The following is a 13,930-nucleotide window of genomic DNA, read 5'->3' as shown; positions in this document are numbered from 1 at the left end:
CCCGCCGCCGGTCCGCCGCGGCGGATCGCCTGTGACGTCGGTGAAGCCGTAGGGGCCTGACCCTCGCCGCGCGGGGGCAATCGGTAAGGAAGGGCAGCAATGCAACTCGGCATGATCGGCCTCGGCCGGATGGGCGGCAACATCGTCCGGCGTCTCCTGCGCGACGGGCACACAGCCGTGGTGTTCGACCAGAATCCGGCGGCCGTCGCCGCCCTGGTCGAGGCCGGTGCGGTCGGCGCGTCGAGCCTGGAGGACCTGGTCTCGAAGCTCGAGGTGCCGCGCGCGGCCTGGGTGATGCTGCCGGCCGGGGCGATCACCGAGCAGACCGTCCAGGCGCTCTCGGGGCTGATGCAGGCGGACGACTGCATCATCGACGGCGGCAACTCCTTCTACGGCGACGATGTCCGCCGCGGGGCCGCCCTGAAGGAGAAGGGCCTGCACTACGTGGATGTCGGCACTTCGGGCGGCGTCTGGGGCCTGGAGCGCGGCTACTGCATGATGATCGGCGGGGACAAGGAAGCCGTCGACCGCCTCGACCCGATCTTCAAGACCCTGGCGCCCGGCATCGGCGACATCCCGAAGACGCCGAACCGCGAGGGGCGCGACCCCCGCGCCGAGCAGGGCTACATTCACGCGGGCCCGACCGGCGCCGGCCACTTCGTCAAGATGGTCCATAACGGCATCGAGTACGGCCTGATGCAGGCCTACGCGGAGGGCTTCGACATCCTCCGCCACGCCAACGCGTCCGACCTGCCGGCCGAGCGCCGCTTCGATCTCAACATGGGCGACATCGCCGAGGTCTGGCGCCGCGGCAGCGTCGTCTCGTCCTGGCTGCTCGACCTGACCGCCCAGGCACTCGCGGGCGACGAGCAGCTCACCGACTTCTCCGGCTACGTCGAGGATTCGGGCGAGGGCCGCTGGACCATCAACGCCGCCGTCGAGGAGGGCGTCCCGGCGACGGTGCTCTCCGCCGCGCTCTACCGCCGCTTCCGCTCCCGCGAGCACGCGAGCTACGCCGACAAGCTGCTCTCGGCGATGCGCAAGGGCTTCGGCGGCCACCAGGAGCCGAAGGGCTGAGCGGGACGCCCGCAGGCCGACCTGTCCGACCCCCGAAGCCGCAGGGCCCGAACCCATGAGCCTTCCCGTCGGAACCCACGTCCTGAAGGATCCGGAGGCGGTTGCCCGCGAGGCGGCCGAGCGGATCATCGTGGCCTGCGGCGAGAGCCGGTCCGACCGGATCGCGCTCTGCCTCTCGGGCGGCTCGACGCCCAAGGTGCTGTACGGCCTGCTCGCCGGGCCGGACTACGCGGCCCGGGTGCCGTGGGAGCGGATCCACTGGTTCTTCGGCGATGACCGCGCCGTGCCGTGGGACGATCCGCGCAGCAATGTCCGGATGGTTCGGGAGGCCTTCGGGCACGGTTCCCAGATCCCGCCGACGCATCTCCACTTCATCCCCTCGGACGAGGGTCCGGAGGCGGGCGCCCGCGCCTACGAGCGGACGCTCCTCGACTTCTACGGGGCCGAGCGCCTCGATCCGGCCCGCCCGCTGTTCGACCTCGTGCTCCTCGGCCTCGGTGAGGACGGGCACACCGCCTCGCTGTTTCCCGGCAAGCCCGCCGTCGACGAGACCCGGCGGCTCGTCGTCGCCGTGCCCGAGGCCGGCCTGGAGCCGTTCGTTCCGCGGATCAGCCTGACGCTGCCGGCGCTCGCGTCCTCCCGGCACGTGCTGTTCCTCGTCACCGGGGCCGGCAAGCGGGTCCCGCTGGCCCGGCTGGCCGCCGGCGAGACCCTGCCGGCCGGCCGCGTAACCAGCGCGGGCGCCGTGGCGTGGCTGCTCGACGAGGCCGCGGCCGGCTGAACCCGCCGCGCCGGCGTCAGCCGCGCGGGAATGATCGGGCGCGCGCAACACCATTTCCTACTCGGGCGTCACCGGGCAATGGCATTGCCACGTCGCACGTGATGACGTTCGAGAACGCAACCCGTCATCGCCAGCCTCTGGGTATCCTTCGTGCAGCCTCGTGAAAGGGCACCGAAGGAGACCTGCCGATGCCGCAGACCACCACCCCGACCGACGTCGAGGCGATGCTGGCGAACCTCGCGCGCTCCGCGAGCCGCTCGCCGGAGGCCTATCTGGCCTCGGCCCGGGCGACCCTGGTGCGCCTGCTGGCCCAGCCGGATCTGCTCGACCCGTCGCGGCTGGTCGGCCGGGGGCCCGGCCTGAGCCGGAACCTCCTGTTCGGCACCGAGGCGATCAGCGTCTGGGCGATGGTCTGGGCGCCCGGCACGGTCACGCCGGTCCACGACCACCACTGCTCGTGCTGCTTCGGCCTGCTGCGCGGCAGCCTGCGGGAGACGTGGTACCGTCCGATCAGCGAGACCCACGCGGTGGCGACCATGGACGCCGTCCGCATGCCCGGCTTCGTCGCCTGCATGATGCCAACGGGGCCGAACCTGCACCGGATCGCCAATGACGGGCCGGAGGCGGCCGTCTCGATCCACGTCTACGGCTACGACCACCGGGCGCAGGACTCGTCGATCCACCGGACCTACGCGGTGGCGGCGGGCTGAGCCCCGCCGCGGCGCGGCCGCGTCACGCCACGTAGATCGTCGGGACGGCAGTCGTGTACTTCATCTCCTCCATGGCGATGGAGGAGGACAGGTTCGAGAAGTCGAGCTTGGCGATGAGGCGCTGGTAGACCGCGTCGTAGGCCTCGATATCGGGCACCACGATCCGCAGCAGGTAGTCGATCTCGCCGGTCAGGCGCCACGCCTCGACGATCTCCGGGAAGCCGGCGACCACCCGCCGGAACGCGTCCGACCAGTCTGCGGCGTGGCGCGGTGCCTTCACGGCCACGAACACCGTGGTGGGGACGTTGACCTTGCGGCGGTCCACCAGGGCGACCCGGCGGCGGATCACCCCGGACGCCTCCAGCTTCTTCACCCGCCGCCAGCACGGCGCCGCGCTGATGCCGACCTGCTCGGCGAGTTCGGCCACCGGGAGCGTCGCGTCCTGCTGGAGGAGATCGAGGATCTTCCGGTCCACGGCGTCCATGCGATCGATGCTCCCGTCGGCGCGTCCGGGCCGGACTACAGGGCGAAGTGCTTCGAGAGCTTGAGCCCCTGGGCCTGGTAGTTCGAGCCGGCCCCCGCCCCGTAGAGCGTCTCCGGCAGGTCGAGCATCCGCTCGTAGACGAGGCGGCCGACGATCTGCCCGTCCTCCAGAAGGAAGGGCACGTCGCGGGAGCGGACCTCCAGCACGGCCCGCGCGCCCGCCCCGCCGGCCCCGGCATAGCCGAAGCCCGGGTCGAAGAAGCCCGCGTAGTGGACGCGGAACTCGCCCACGAGGGGATCGAACGGCACCATCTCGGCGGCGTGGTCCGGCGGGACCTGCACCGCCTCCTTGGAGGCCAGGATGTAGAACTGGCCGGGATCGAGGATCAGGCTGCCCGATCCGTCGGCGGCGAGGGGTTCCCAGAAATCCGCCGCCCGGTGGCGACCGGGGGCGTCGACGTCGACGAGGCCGGTGTGGCGCTTCGCCCGGTAGCCGACGAGGCCGTCGAAGCCGGCGAGGTCGACCGAGACCGCCACGCCGCCCTGGAAGGACGGGCTGCCGGCGTCGACCAGGGCCGAGCGGGCGTGCAGCAGGCCGAGCTCGGCCTCGGTCAGCCGCGGCGCCCCGCGGCGGAAGCGGATCTGCGACAGCCGCGAGCCGCTGCGCACGAGGACCGGGAAGGTGCGCGGCGAGATCTCCGCGTAGAGCGGCCCGTCGTAGCCGGGCTCGACCTGGTCGAAGGCCTCGCCCCGGTCGGTGATGACGCGGGTGAAGACGTCGATGCGCCCGGTCGAGCTCTTCGGGTTCGCGGCCGCCGCGAGATCGGCCGGCAGGGCGAGGCTCTCCTGAAGCTCCGCGATGTAGACGCAGCCCGTCTCCAGGACGGCGCCCGGGCGCAGGTCGACGGCGTGCAGCGACAGCCGGTCGACGCAGGCCTGGACCGTCCGTCCCGAGCCGGGCAGGAAGCTCGTCCGCACCCGGTAGGCCCTGGCGCCCAGGCGCAGGTCGAGGCTCGCGGGCTGGATCTGATCGGCCGCGAAGGGGCTCGCATTCCGGATGCCGCCCGCCCGCGCGAGGGCGGCGATCGCCTGGGCCGGCAGGATGCCGGATCGGCCGTCCGCGCTCGTCTCGGCGGCTCCCGTGGCTGCGCCCGCGTTCATCGCGCCCCTGACTCCCTCGCGCGCCCCGGCCGGTCCGCGTCACGCCGAGCAGCGTTGTCCGCCGGGACCCGCTAACGCGGGCTTAACCGCGTCCGGAGGCCTCGTGAGGCCGGCGCCGCGACCGGCGGCCCGCCGCGCCGCGCGAGGTAGTCCGCCGCAATTGACGGCGATTCCGCCGCCCACTACCACCGGCCGGGAAGCGCGTTCCATTCGGCTTCCGCGAGTCGTACCGTCCGAAGAAGGGCCAAATAGGGCGATGTACAAGGCCGAGACGCGGGGAATAAGTGTGACGGTCCAGTCTCGTTTCGTCGAGGAGGAGTCCTCGCCGACCGAGAGCCGGTACTTCTTCGCCTACACGGTCGAGATCGTGAACAACGGCAGCGAGCAGGTCCAGCTGCGCTCGCGCCACTGGCGGATCATCGACGGCCACGGGGCCTGCCAGGAAGTGCGCGGCACCGGTGTGGTCGGCAAGCAGCCGGTGCTGGAGCCGGGCGAGTCCTTCTGCTACACCAGCGGCTGTCCGCTCAACACGCCCGACGGGTTGATGGCCGGCAGCTACACCATGGCGACGGTGGCCGGCGAGAGCTTCGAGGCCGAGATCCCCGCCTTCTCCCTCGACAGCCCGCACGTCCGCCGCAGCCTGCACTGAGGTCCCGGCCCGGGGCCTCGCCCCGGAGGAATCCATGTCCGCGACCGGCGAGCGGCTGAGCCCGCTCGACATGCTCGCCCGCCTCGTGTCCTTCGACACGGAGAGCGACAAGTCCAACCTCGCCCTGATCGACGCCGTCTGCGCCTATCTCGACGGCTGGGACGTCCCGTACCTGCGCCTCCCGAACGCGGCGGGCGACAAGGCCGCCATCCTCGCCACGGTCGGCCCGATGGTCGACGGCGGCACCATCCTGTCCGGCCACACCGACGTGGTGCCGGTGGCGGGCCAAGCCTGGACCGGCGACCCGTTCACCCTGCGCGTCGCCGACGGCCGGGCCTACGGACGGGGCGCGGTCGACATGAAGGGCTTCGACGCGCTGGCCCTGGCGCTCGTGCCCGACATGCTCGCCGCCGGTCTGAAGCGGCCGATCCACATCCTGCTCTCCTACGACGAGGAGACGACCTGCCTCGGCTCGATGGATGGGATCGCGCGGTTCGGCGACGGCCTGCCCCGACCGGCCGCGGTGATCGTCGGCGAGCCCACCGGCATGGAGGTGGCGGACGCCCACAAGAGCATCGTCACCTGCCTCACCACGGTCCACGGCCACGAGGCCCATTCCGCCCGCCCCGCCCTCGGCGCGAACGCCGTATCGGCCGCCTGCGACCTCGTCGCCGGCCTCAACCGGATCGCCGACCTGATGATCGAGCGCGGCGACCCGTCCGGGCGGTTCGACCCGGCCTCGACCACGGTCCATGTCGGGACGATCCAGGGCGGCACCGCCCGCAACATCCTCGCCAAGGAGTGCCGCTTCCTCTGGGAGTATCGCGGCCTGCCGGATCTCGACCCGGCCGAGATCCCGCGGCTCTTCGCGGCCGAGGTCGAGCGGGTCACCCGCGAGCGCCTCAACCGCTACGGCGCGTTCGGGCGGATCGAGACGCTGGAGGAGGTCGACATCCCCGGCCTCGCCCCGGAGCCGGGCTCGGCGGCCGAGCGCCTCTGCCTGCGCCTCGCCGGACGCAACCACACCGTCGCGGTCCCCTACGCCACCGAGGCCGGGCGCTTCCAGGCGGCCGGTCTCCCGACGGTGGTCTGCGGCCCCGGCGACATCGCCCAGGCGCACCAGCCCGACGAGTTCATCACCCTGGATGCCCTGGGCCAGGGTGAGCACTTCCTGCGCGAGCTGATCGAGGCCAGTGCGTCATGAATGCGGCGACCGGTATCACCATCAAGCTGCGTCCGCTGGAGCGGGAGGACCTGCGCTTCGTCCACCAGCTCAACAACAACGACAGCATCATGCGCTACTGGTTCGAGGAGGCCTACGAGTCCTTCGCCGAACTGCAGCAGCTCTACGAGCGCAACATCCACAACCAGACCGAGCGGCGCTTCATCGTGGCCGATCCGAGCGGGGAGCCGGCCGGGCTGATCGAGCTCGTCGAGATCAACCACCTGCACCGGCGCTGCGAGTTCCAGATCGCGATCCACCCGAGCTTCCAGGGCCGCGGCTACGCGTGGCAGGCCACCCGGATCGCCATGGATTACGCGTTCAGCGTGCTCAACATCCACAAGCTCTACCTGCACGTCGACCGGGACAACGCCCGGGCCGTGCGGATCTACGAGCGCTGCGGCTTCCACCCCGAGGGCGTGCTGAAGGACGAGTTCTTCGTGAACGGGCGCTACCGCGACGCCGTGCGGATGTGCCTGTTCCAGCCGGACTACCTGAGGGCCCGCGGCGGAGGCGGCGACATCGCCGAGCCCGTCCTGAAGGTCTGAACCGGGTCTCGTCCGCCGCCGACGGGCGACGGACGAGCTTGAAACGACGCGGGGGCGGAGCCCGTCGGCCCCGCCCCCGCGCTCACGCCGCTCAGTTGCGGCCGGCACCGCCCGTCTGGGTCTGGCCGCCGGCCCGGCCGGCACCTTGGGCGCCGCCCATGGCGCCGTTGCCGCCCGCGCTGCCGCCGCTCATGCCGCCGCGCTCCGCGCCGCCCGTCCGGCCGCCCTCGGCGCCGGACTTCATTCCGCCCTGCTGGCCGCCGCGATCGGACGCGTTGCGGATGCCGTCCTGCTGACCGCCGCGCATGTCGCTGTTGCGCATACCGTCGTTCTTGCCTTCCTGCTGACGGGAGGCCTTGTCCATCCCCCGATCCTGGCCGCGGTCGTTCCGGTCCATCCGGCCTTCGTTGCGGCCCTCGTTCCGCGACGCGTTGCGGATGCCGTCGCGCTCGCCGCGGTTGTCGAAGCGCGCGCCGGCGCGCTGCTCGGAGCGGAAGCTCGCGCTGACCGCACCGCCGCCGCTCAGGCGCCGGTACTCGGCGGAGCCGTAGCGCACCCGCTGGCCGCGGATCGTCACGAAGCGGTCCTCCTGGACGGAGACGAGGCGGCGGTACTCGGGGGAGCCGTACACCACGCGCTGGCCGCGGATGACGACGTAGCGCTCGCGCGGGCCGGTCTCGCGGACGCTGACCAAGCGGCGGTACTCGGGCGAACCGTAGAGCACGCGCTGGCCGCGGATCACGACGTAACGCGCGCGCGGGCCGCGATTCTCGGTGACGATCAGGCGGCGATACTCCGGCGAGCCGTACACGACCCGGCGGCCGCCGATGAACACGTAGCGGCCCTCGCGGCGGAAGCCGCCCTCGACCCGCTCGGACCGGACATCCGTCCGGCTCACGTCGGTCCGGCCCCGGAAATCGGCGCGGTCGGCGCGGCGGTCACCGCGACGGTCACCGCGATCGGCACGCGCGCCGTCGCGATCCCCGCGCTCGTCGCGGTCGGCGCGATCACCGCGGCGGTCGCCCCGCTCGGTGCCGGCCCGGTCCTTGTCCTGAGCCATGCGATCCTGACCCGTGCGGCCCTCGCCGCCGGCCTCGCGGCCCTGCGCGGACCGGCCTGCCTCGGCACCGGAGCGCTCGGACGCCGCCTGGCGGCCGCCCTTCATGTCACCCTGCATGCCACCCTGGGCGCCGCCCTGCATGCCGCCGCGCTCGCCGCCGCCGGCCTTCATGCCGGACTCGGCGTTACCCTGACCGCCGCGACCGCCCATCCCGGCGCCGCGATCGGCGCCACCCTGCTGGGCGTAGGCCGAGGTGCTGATCAGCAGCGCGGCCAATCCGATCGATAATTTCCGCATGGCGTACCCTCCAATGTTGAATCTGCGACGCAACGTCAAAGGTCGCGAAACGGTTCAGCCTGGAGGGATCAAAAATTTACGCAACGAATACCGATCTTCGTGCGTTTCGCGCGGAAAAGCTTGGCCGTAGACGCGGGCATGCTGGTCCGCAGGCCCGCTGTCCTGCGCTCTACTGGCCGGGCTGTCCGGCGATCTCGGCCTCGACCTCCTGGGGATCGAGGTCGTAGCGCCGGGAGCAGAACTCGCAGGTGATGACGATGCGCCCGTCATCCGCCACCATCTCGTGCCGCTCCTGCGGCGTGAACGAGCGGATCATGCCCATCACGCGCTCCCGCGAGCAGCGGCAGGTCTCCTGAACCGGCTGGCGGTCGAACACCCGCACCCCGCTCTCGTGGAACAGCCGGTAGAGCAGCCGCTCGCTCGACACGTTCGGGTCGACCAGCTCGTGATCCTCGATGGTCGCGACCAGCGAGCGGGCCTCGACCCAGGCATCGTCCTCCGGCGCCTCCCCCGAGAGGTGCGCGTGCCCCTCCGGGATATCGCCCGGGGGCAGGTCGGCGAGGCGCGCCCGATCCACCGACTGGGGCAGGAACTGCACGAGCAGCCCTCCGGCCCGCCAGCGCCCGGCCCCCTCCTCCACGGCCTCGGCCACGGCGAGGCGCACCTGCGTCGGGATCTGCTCCGACTGGCGGAAATACTGGTGCGCGGCCTCCTCCAGGCTCTGGCCCTCGAGGGCGACGACGCCCTGGTAGCGGCTCGCGGCGGTGCCCTGGTCGATGGTCATGGCGAGATGCCCGGTGCCGATCAGCTCGGCATCCTTGAGCGGGCCGGTCCCGAGGGCCGCGACCCGCTCCGGCTCGAACCGCGCGGTGGCGCGCAGCCGGTCCGGGGCCTCGAAATCGACCACGATCATCGCGACCGGACCGTCCGTCTTGGTCTGGAGCTGGAACCGGCCCTCGAACTTGAGGGAGGAGCCGAGCAGCACCGTCAGCGCCGCGGCCTCGCCGAGCAGGCGCGCCACCGGGTCCGGGTAGCCGTGGCGGCGCAGGATTGTGTCGACGGCCGGGCCGAGGCGGACGACGCGGCCGCGCACGTCCAGCGCCTCGACGGCGAAGGGCAGCACGGCGTCGTCGGCGCCGGCATGGCCGTTGCCGGCATTCGGGGCCTGCGGCTGGGATGGCGACTGGGGGTGCGACTGCGTTCCTGAGGTCATGCCCTCTCCGATCGATGCGTCCGGCGGCGCGTGCCGGCAAAGCGGGGATCCGTCCTCCCGGGGGCCGGGCGGCGTGAGGCGATGACCTTGGCGGAGCGATCGGATCCCTCACCCCGTCCAGCCCGGAGCGGGAGCGGCGGCGCAGCGCGCTCCGTTCGTCGCCGGGATGCCGCCTTCCGGCGGCCGTGATGGGGAGACGGGCAGCACGGGCCGCCCGCTCACGCCTATATGGTGCGCCGACCCCGCGAGCGCGAGGCCGGACAGTATGAGTGCGGGATCAGAGCCCGCTGGCGCCGAGGCACCAGGCCAGGATGCCCTTCTGCGCGTGCAGGCGGTTCTCGGCCTCGTCGAACACCACGGAGCGCGGGCCGTCCATCACCTCGGCCGTCACCTCCTCGCCGCGATGAGCCGGGAGGCAGTGCATGAAGATCGCGCCCGGATTCGCCGCCGCCATCAGCTTGTCGTTGACCTGATAGGGGCTGAGCAGGTTGTGGCGGTGCGCCTCGTCGTCGTCGCCCATGGACACCCAGCAATCGGTGACCACGGCATCGACGCCGTCGACGGCCGCGAAGGCGTCGGTGGTGACGTGGACGTCGGCGCCCTCCTGCTGCGCCCAGGCGAGGAGCGCCGGCGGCGGCGCGAGCTCCGGCGGGCTCGCGACGTTGAGCGTGAAGTCGAACCGGGCGGCGGCGTGGACCCAGCTCGCCAGCACGTTGTTCGAATCGCCCGACCACGCGACCTTGCGGCCGCGGATCGGCCCGCGATGCTCCTCGAAGGTCAGCACGTCGGCCATGATCTGGCACGGGTGGGAGACCTTGGTCAGGGCGTTGATCACCGGGACGGTGGCGTACTCGGCCAGCTCCAGCATCTGACCGTGGTCGAGGATACGGATCATGATCGCGTCGACGAAGCGCGAGAGCACCTGCGCGGTGTCGCCGATGGTCTCGCCGCGGCCGAGCTGCATCTCGGAGCCGGTGAGCATCAGGGTCTCGCCGCCGAGTTCGCGCATCGCCACGTCGAAGGAGACACGGGTGCGGGTCGAGGGCCGGTCGAACACCATAGCGAGGGTCTTGCCGGTGAGCGGGCGCTCGGCCGCCAGCTCGCCCTTGCGGCGGCGCGCCTTGATGGCGGCGCTGGCATCGAGGACCCGGCGCAGCTCCGCACCGGAGAAATCCTTGAGGTCGAGGAAATGACGAGGGCCGGCACCGTTCAGGTGCCTGGCCGGGGCCTGTGCCCGGCCGTCAATCTGGGCTTTCATCGCGTCACAATCACTAGAGTCTGCTCACCGATCACCTGATCATGAACCGCACTCTACCTCCTGGCAGGGGCATCTCCGTCACGCGCGGCGGGATCGACCGCGCCCGGAAATGCTTCGGGCCGCCCTCCGGGGTCCGGGGGGCGGTGTTCTCAATCGCGCGGATCGATCCTACTCGGCCGCGCCGCGCACGGCCTCGAAGCCGGACGCCGCCGCGTCCAGGCGGCGGACCGCCTCGTCGATCTCGGCCTCGCCGATGGTCAGCGGCGGCAGCAGGCGGACGATGTTGTCGCCCGCCGGGATCACCAGCAGATGCGCGTCCCGCGCGGCGGCGGCGAAGTCGGTGTTCGGCACGCCGAGCTTGAGGCCGAGCATCAGCCCCTCGCCGCGGATCTCCTGGATGACGTGCGGGTGGCGGTCGCGCAGGGCCGCGAGCTTCTGCTTGAGCAGCAGGCCGGAGCGGGCGACGCGCGCGAGGAAGCCCTCCTCCAGCACGACGTCCAGCACGGCGTTGCCCACCGCCATGGCGAGCGGGTTGCCGCCGAAGGTGGTGCCGTGCGTGCCGGCGGTCATGCCGCGCGCGGCCTCGCGGGTCGCGAGGCAGGCGCCCAGCGGGAAGCCGCCGCCGATGCCCTTGGCGACGCTCATGATGTCCGGGGTGATGCCGGACCATTCGTGCGCGAACAGCCGCCCGGTGCGGCCGACGCCGGTCTGGACCTCGTCCATGATCAGCAGGAGGCCGTTGGCGTCGCAGATCTCGCGCAGCCGGCGCAGGTCCGCGTGGGGGATCTCCCGCACGCCGCCTTCGCCCTGGATCGGCTCGATCATCAGCGCCGCCGTCTCCGGCCCGATCACCGCCTCCAGCGCGGCCCAGTCGCCGGCCGGGACCTGGTCGAAGCCCTCGACCTTCGGACCGAAACCCTCGATGTACTTCTGCTGGCCGCCGGCCGCGAGCGTCGCCAGCGTCCGCCCGTGGAAGGCGCCCGCGAAGGTGACGATCCGGTAGCGCTCCGGCTGCCCGCCGGCCGCGTGGTACTTGCGGGCGATCTTGATCGCCGCCTCGTTCGCCTCCGCGCCCGAGTTGCAGAAGAACACCACGTCCGCGAAGGTCGCGTCGACGAGGCGCTGCCCGAGGCGCTCGCCGCCCGGGATCTGGAACAGGTTCGAGGTGTGCCAGATCTTACCCGCCTGCTCGGTCAGCGCGCCGACGAGGTGCGGGTGCGCGTGGCCGAGGCCGTTCACCGCGATGCCGGCGCCGAAGTCGAGATATCGCTCCCCACCCTCCGTCACGAGCCAGGCGCCCTCGCCGCGCTCGAAAGCGAGCGGCGCGCGGACGTAGGTCGGCAGAAGGGCTGACGTCACGGGTCCCATCTCCGTTTCACGCAGGATCCCGGAGCGAGCGTTGAGCCGGCTCCAAATGAAAGTGCCGCCTCAGTCCTGGGCGGCACGCGCGCGATTACTATGAAAGAGCCGGCGCCTGTCAACGTTTCAGTGCCCGGCGGGCCCGACGGGCAGCCCTGCGCGCGGCACCGATAGAGCCGATCCTGACGGCGAATCTGCGGCGGGCCCGTCCCGGATCACCGGAGAATCGCGGGGCCGCGATCCCGGCCTTCGCGGCGGCGGCCCTTGCGCCGCGGGGGGCGGCCGTGCTCCTGCTCCCGCGGATTCGCAGGAACCAGGGAGAACCCGATGAGCTCGATCAAGGAACGCCTGGCGGCGCTGGGCCTGACGCTGCCGAAGGCGGCGGCGCCGGTCGCCAACTACGTGCCGTTCGTGCGCGCCGGCAACCTCGTGGTGATCTCCGGCCAGGTCTGCTTCGGCGCGGACGGCGCCATCGCGGCCGAGCACAAGGGCAAGGTCGGCGGCAACGTCTCGGCCGAGGCCGGCAAGGCGGCCGCGCGCCTCTGCGCCCTCAACGTGCTCGCCCAGCTCGAGGCCGCGGTGGGCGACCTCGACCGCGCGGTGGTCCAGTGCGTGCGGCTCGGCGGCTTCATCAACGCGGCGCCGGGCTTCTCGGCCGTGGCCGGGGTGATGAACGGCGCCTCCGACCTGATGGTCGAGCTCCTCGCCGACCGCGGGCGCCACGCGCGCTCCACCGTCGGCGTGGCCGAGCTGCCCCTCGACGCCGCCGTCGAGGTCGAGGCGATGTTCGAGGTCCGCTGACGGTGGCCGCCCCCGACTGGCTCACCGCGCGGCCGATCGCCCATCGCGGCCTGCACGACCGCGCGGCGGGCCGGCCGGAGAACACGCTGGCGGCGGCCCGGGCGGCCGTCGCGGGCGGCTTCGCCATCGAGTGCGACGTCCAGCTCAGCGCCGACGGCGAGGCGATGGTCTTCCACGACGCCGCGCTCGGGCGCCTGACCGGGGCGAGTGCGGCTCTGGCCGACCGGTCGGCCGCCGAACTCGGGACGCTCGCCGTCGCCGGGTCCGCGGAGACGATCCCGACGCTGCCGGCCTTCCTGGCGGCGGTGGCCGGGGCGGTGCCGGTGGTGATCGAGGTGAAGTCCCGCTACGACGGCGACCTGCGGCTCGCGACCCGCACCGCCGAAGTGGCCGCCGCCTATGACGGGCCGGTGGCGCTGAAATCCTTCGACCCGCAGGTGGTCGCGGCCCTGCGCGACCTCTGCCCCGCCGCGATCCCGCGGGGCATCGTGGCGGAGACGACGCAGGACGACCCGGTCTACGCGGCCCTGACGCCCTCGCTCCGCCGGTCCCTCTCCGACCTGCTGCACCTCGCCGAGACGCGGCCCGACTTCCTGTCCTGGCGGGTGGACGACCTGCCCTGCGCCCCGACCTACCTCTGCCGACTGCTCGGTCAGATCCCCGTCATGACCTGGACGGTCCGGAATGCGGAGCAGCGCGCCCGCGCGGCCGCGCACGCGGACCAGATGGTGTTCGAGGGCTTCGTCCCGTGAATTTTCCTACGCCCTGTCCGATTCTGTCCGACCAAGATCGCCATGACCGCTTCGAGTGACGCGCGCGCCCGATTCGCGCGGCTCTGCGGGGGCCTCGCCCTCGCCGCGACCCTGCTCTCCCCGGCGCCCGCTTCGGCGGCCGACCCGTGCGCGGGCACGACCCAGGCGGATCTCAACGCTTGCGCGGCTGCCGATTACCGGGCCGCCGACACGGCGCTGAACGCCGTCTACGGGCAGCTGATGAAGAAGATCGGCCCGAAGACGAAGGACGCCCTGCGGGGCGCCCAGAAGGCCTGGCTGTCGTACCGGGACGCGACCTGCTTCCTCGAGACCATGGGCCTCGACGGGGGCTCGGCCTACGCGATGGAGTACAACGGCTGCCTGAAGGGGCTGACCGACGCGCGGATCAAGGTCCTGAAGGGATACCTCGACTGCAAGGCGGACGACGTGTCGTGCGTCGGCCGCCTCGGCGAGTGAGCGCGGGCCGCGACGGCGCCGTCCGGTTCGGAGCGCGCGCGCGTCGCCGCGCGCCGTCCTGGAGGCCGCGCGAAAGCGCGGG

At 72.3% G+C, this 13,930-nt stretch carries 15 protein-coding genes; 9 read left to right on the top strand and 6 right to left on the bottom strand.

Annotated features, from left to right (window positions below):
* Nucleotides 1–99 precede the first annotated feature (99 nt).
* The 3 genes from gnd to H288_RS0119045 all read left to right on the top strand — a co-directional run bounded on the left by gnd (nt 100) and on the right by H288_RS0119045 (nt 2,568).
* Nucleotides 100–1,077 carry a phosphogluconate dehydrogenase (NAD(+)-dependent, decarboxylating) gene (gene gnd, locus H288_RS0119055; RefSeq protein WP_020094173.1) on the top strand — a complete coding sequence of 326 codons (978 nt, stop codon included), beginning with the start codon at nt 100–102 and terminating at the stop codon, nt 1,075–1,077.
* A gap of 55 nt (nt 1,078–1,132) precedes the next feature.
* Nucleotides 1,133–1,858: a 6-phosphogluconolactonase gene (gene pgl / locus H288_RS0119050; protein WP_020094172.1), complete on the top strand. Its 726-nt coding sequence runs from the start codon at nt 1,133–1,135 to the stop codon at nt 1,856–1,858.
* A 188-nt stretch (nt 1,859–2,046) separates the two neighbouring features.
* The gene (locus H288_RS0119045) at nt 2,047–2,568 is read left to right on the top strand and encodes a cysteine dioxygenase family protein (RefSeq protein WP_020094171.1); all 522 of its coding nucleotides are present in this window, start codon (nt 2,047–2,049) and stop codon (nt 2,566–2,568) included.
* Between the two features lie 22 nt (nt 2,569–2,590).
* On the opposite strand, the gene H288_RS0119040 is transcribed toward H288_RS0119045, so the two are convergent.
* Both H288_RS0119040 and H288_RS0119035 read right to left on the bottom strand, forming a co-directional pair.
* Entirely contained in the window at nt 2,591–3,052 is a 462-nt protein-coding gene (locus tag H288_RS0119040) for an Lrp/AsnC family transcriptional regulator (RefSeq protein ID WP_012319278.1), read from the bottom strand.
* Nucleotides 3,053–3,087: 35 nt separating this feature from the next.
* A complete protein-coding gene (locus H288_RS0119035; RefSeq protein WP_020094170.1) occupies nt 3,088–4,212 on the bottom strand; it encodes a 2'-deoxycytidine 5'-triphosphate deaminase in 1,125 nt (374 codons plus the stop codon).
* A gap of 256 nt (nt 4,213–4,468) precedes the next feature.
* On the opposite strand from H288_RS0119035, the gene apaG reads away from it, so the two are divergent.
* The 3 genes from apaG to speG are packed head-to-tail and all read left to right on the top strand — an operon-like array spanning nt 4,469 to nt 6,631.
* Entirely contained in the window at nt 4,469–4,861 is a 393-nt protein-coding gene (apaG, locus tag H288_RS0119030; protein WP_012319280.1) for a Co2+/Mg2+ efflux protein ApaG, read from the top strand.
* Between the two features lie 34 nt (nt 4,862–4,895).
* Nucleotides 4,896–6,065 (top strand): acetylornithine deacetylase, encoded by a 1,170-nt coding sequence (argE, locus tag H288_RS0119025; protein ID WP_020094168.1) that lies wholly within the window; start codon nt 4,896–4,898, stop codon nt 6,063–6,065.
* 14 nt (nt 6,066–6,079) lie between these two features.
* Nucleotides 6,080–6,631: a spermidine N1-acetyltransferase gene (gene speG, locus H288_RS0119020; protein WP_026605087.1), complete on the top strand. Its 552-nt coding sequence runs from the start codon at nt 6,080–6,082 to the stop codon at nt 6,629–6,631.
* Between the two features lie 91 nt (nt 6,632–6,722).
* Here speG and H288_RS0119015 read toward each other — a convergent pair whose 3' ends face one another.
* The 4 genes from H288_RS0119015 to H288_RS0119000 form a co-directional block, all read right to left on the bottom strand.
* Nucleotides 6,723–7,988, bottom strand: coding sequence for a hypothetical protein (locus H288_RS0119015; RefSeq protein WP_026605086.1), 1,266 nt, complete (start codon nt 7,986–7,988; stop codon nt 6,723–6,725).
* A gap of 169 nt (nt 7,989–8,157) precedes the next feature.
* Nucleotides 8,158–9,201: an Hsp33 family molecular chaperone gene (locus H288_RS0119010; RefSeq protein WP_020094165.1), complete on the bottom strand. Its 1,044-nt coding sequence runs from the start codon at nt 9,199–9,201 to the stop codon at nt 8,158–8,160.
* Nucleotides 9,202–9,478: 277 nt separating this feature from the next.
* Nucleotides 9,479–10,459 carry an ornithine carbamoyltransferase gene (gene argF / locus H288_RS0119005; protein WP_020094164.1) on the bottom strand — a complete coding sequence of 327 codons (981 nt, stop codon included), beginning with the start codon at nt 10,457–10,459 and terminating at the stop codon, nt 9,479–9,481.
* A gap of 168 nt (nt 10,460–10,627) precedes the next feature.
* Nucleotides 10,628–11,818 (bottom strand): aspartate aminotransferase family protein, encoded by a 1,191-nt coding sequence (locus H288_RS0119000; protein ID WP_026605084.1) that lies wholly within the window; start codon nt 11,816–11,818, stop codon nt 10,628–10,630.
* A gap of 327 nt (nt 11,819–12,145) precedes the next feature.
* Here H288_RS0119000 and H288_RS0118995 point away from each other — a divergent pair, with 327 nt between their 5' ends.
* From H288_RS0118995 to H288_RS0118985, 3 genes are read left to right on the top strand one after another with little or no spacing between them, the layout of a single operon-like run.
* Nucleotides 12,146–12,619 carry a RidA family protein gene (locus tag H288_RS0118995; RefSeq protein ID WP_020094162.1) on the top strand — a complete coding sequence of 158 codons (474 nt, stop codon included), beginning with the start codon at nt 12,146–12,148 and terminating at the stop codon, nt 12,617–12,619.
* Nucleotides 12,620–12,621: 2 nt separating this feature from the next.
* A complete protein-coding gene (locus tag H288_RS0118990; protein ID WP_020094161.1) occupies nt 12,622–13,371 on the top strand; it encodes a glycerophosphodiester phosphodiesterase family protein in 750 nt (249 codons plus the stop codon).
* 42 nt (nt 13,372–13,413) lie between these two features.
* A complete protein-coding gene (locus tag H288_RS0118985; protein WP_020094160.1) occupies nt 13,414–13,848 on the top strand; it encodes a lysozyme inhibitor LprI family protein in 435 nt (144 codons plus the stop codon).
* Nucleotides 13,849–13,930: the final 82 nt, after the last annotated feature.

It is taken from the genome of Methylobacterium sp. 285MFTsu5.1 (assembly GCF_000383455.1).
In the GTDB taxonomy this organism is placed as follows: Bacteria; Pseudomonadota; Alphaproteobacteria; order Rhizobiales; family Beijerinckiaceae; genus Methylobacterium.
This window is presented reverse-complemented; position numbering and strand designations above follow the sequence as displayed.

Excerpts from the sequence above, each read along its gene's own strand:
- gnd (WP_020094173.1), top strand. The coding sequence starts at position 100 with ATGCAACTCGGCATGATCGGCCTCGGCCGGATGGGCGGCAACATCGTC.
- pgl (WP_020094172.1), top strand. The coding sequence starts at position 1,133 with ATGAGCCTTCCCGTCGGAACCCACGTCCTGAAGGATCCGGAGGCGGTT.
- H288_RS0119045 (WP_020094171.1), top strand. The coding sequence starts at position 2,047 with ATGCCGCAGACCACCACCCCGACCGACGTCGAGGCGATGCTGGCGAAC.
- H288_RS0119040 (WP_012319278.1), bottom strand. The coding sequence starts at position 3,052 with ATGGACGCCGTGGACCGGAAGATCCTCGATCTCCTCCAGCAGGACGCG.
- H288_RS0119035 (WP_020094170.1), bottom strand. The coding sequence starts at position 4,212 with ATGAACGCGGGCGCAGCCACGGGAGCCGCCGAGACGAGCGCGGACGGC.
- apaG (WP_012319280.1), top strand. The coding sequence starts at position 4,469 with ATGTACAAGGCCGAGACGCGGGGAATAAGTGTGACGGTCCAGTCTCGT.
- argE (WP_020094168.1), top strand. The coding sequence starts at position 4,896 with ATGTCCGCGACCGGCGAGCGGCTGAGCCCGCTCGACATGCTCGCCCGC.
- H288_RS0119015 (WP_026605086.1), bottom strand. The coding sequence starts at position 7,988 with ATGCGGAAATTATCGATCGGATTGGCCGCGCTGCTGATCAGCACCTCG.
- H288_RS0119010 (WP_020094165.1), bottom strand. The coding sequence starts at position 9,201 with ATGACCTCAGGAACGCAGTCGCACCCCCAGTCGCCATCCCAGCCGCAG.
- argF (WP_020094164.1), bottom strand. The coding sequence starts at position 10,459 with ATGAAAGCCCAGATTGACGGCCGGGCACAGGCCCCGGCCAGGCACCTG.
- H288_RS0118995 (WP_020094162.1), top strand. The coding sequence starts at position 12,146 with ATGAGCTCGATCAAGGAACGCCTGGCGGCGCTGGGCCTGACGCTGCCG.
- H288_RS0118985 (WP_020094160.1), top strand. The coding sequence starts at position 13,414 with ATGACCGCTTCGAGTGACGCGCGCGCCCGATTCGCGCGGCTCTGCGGG.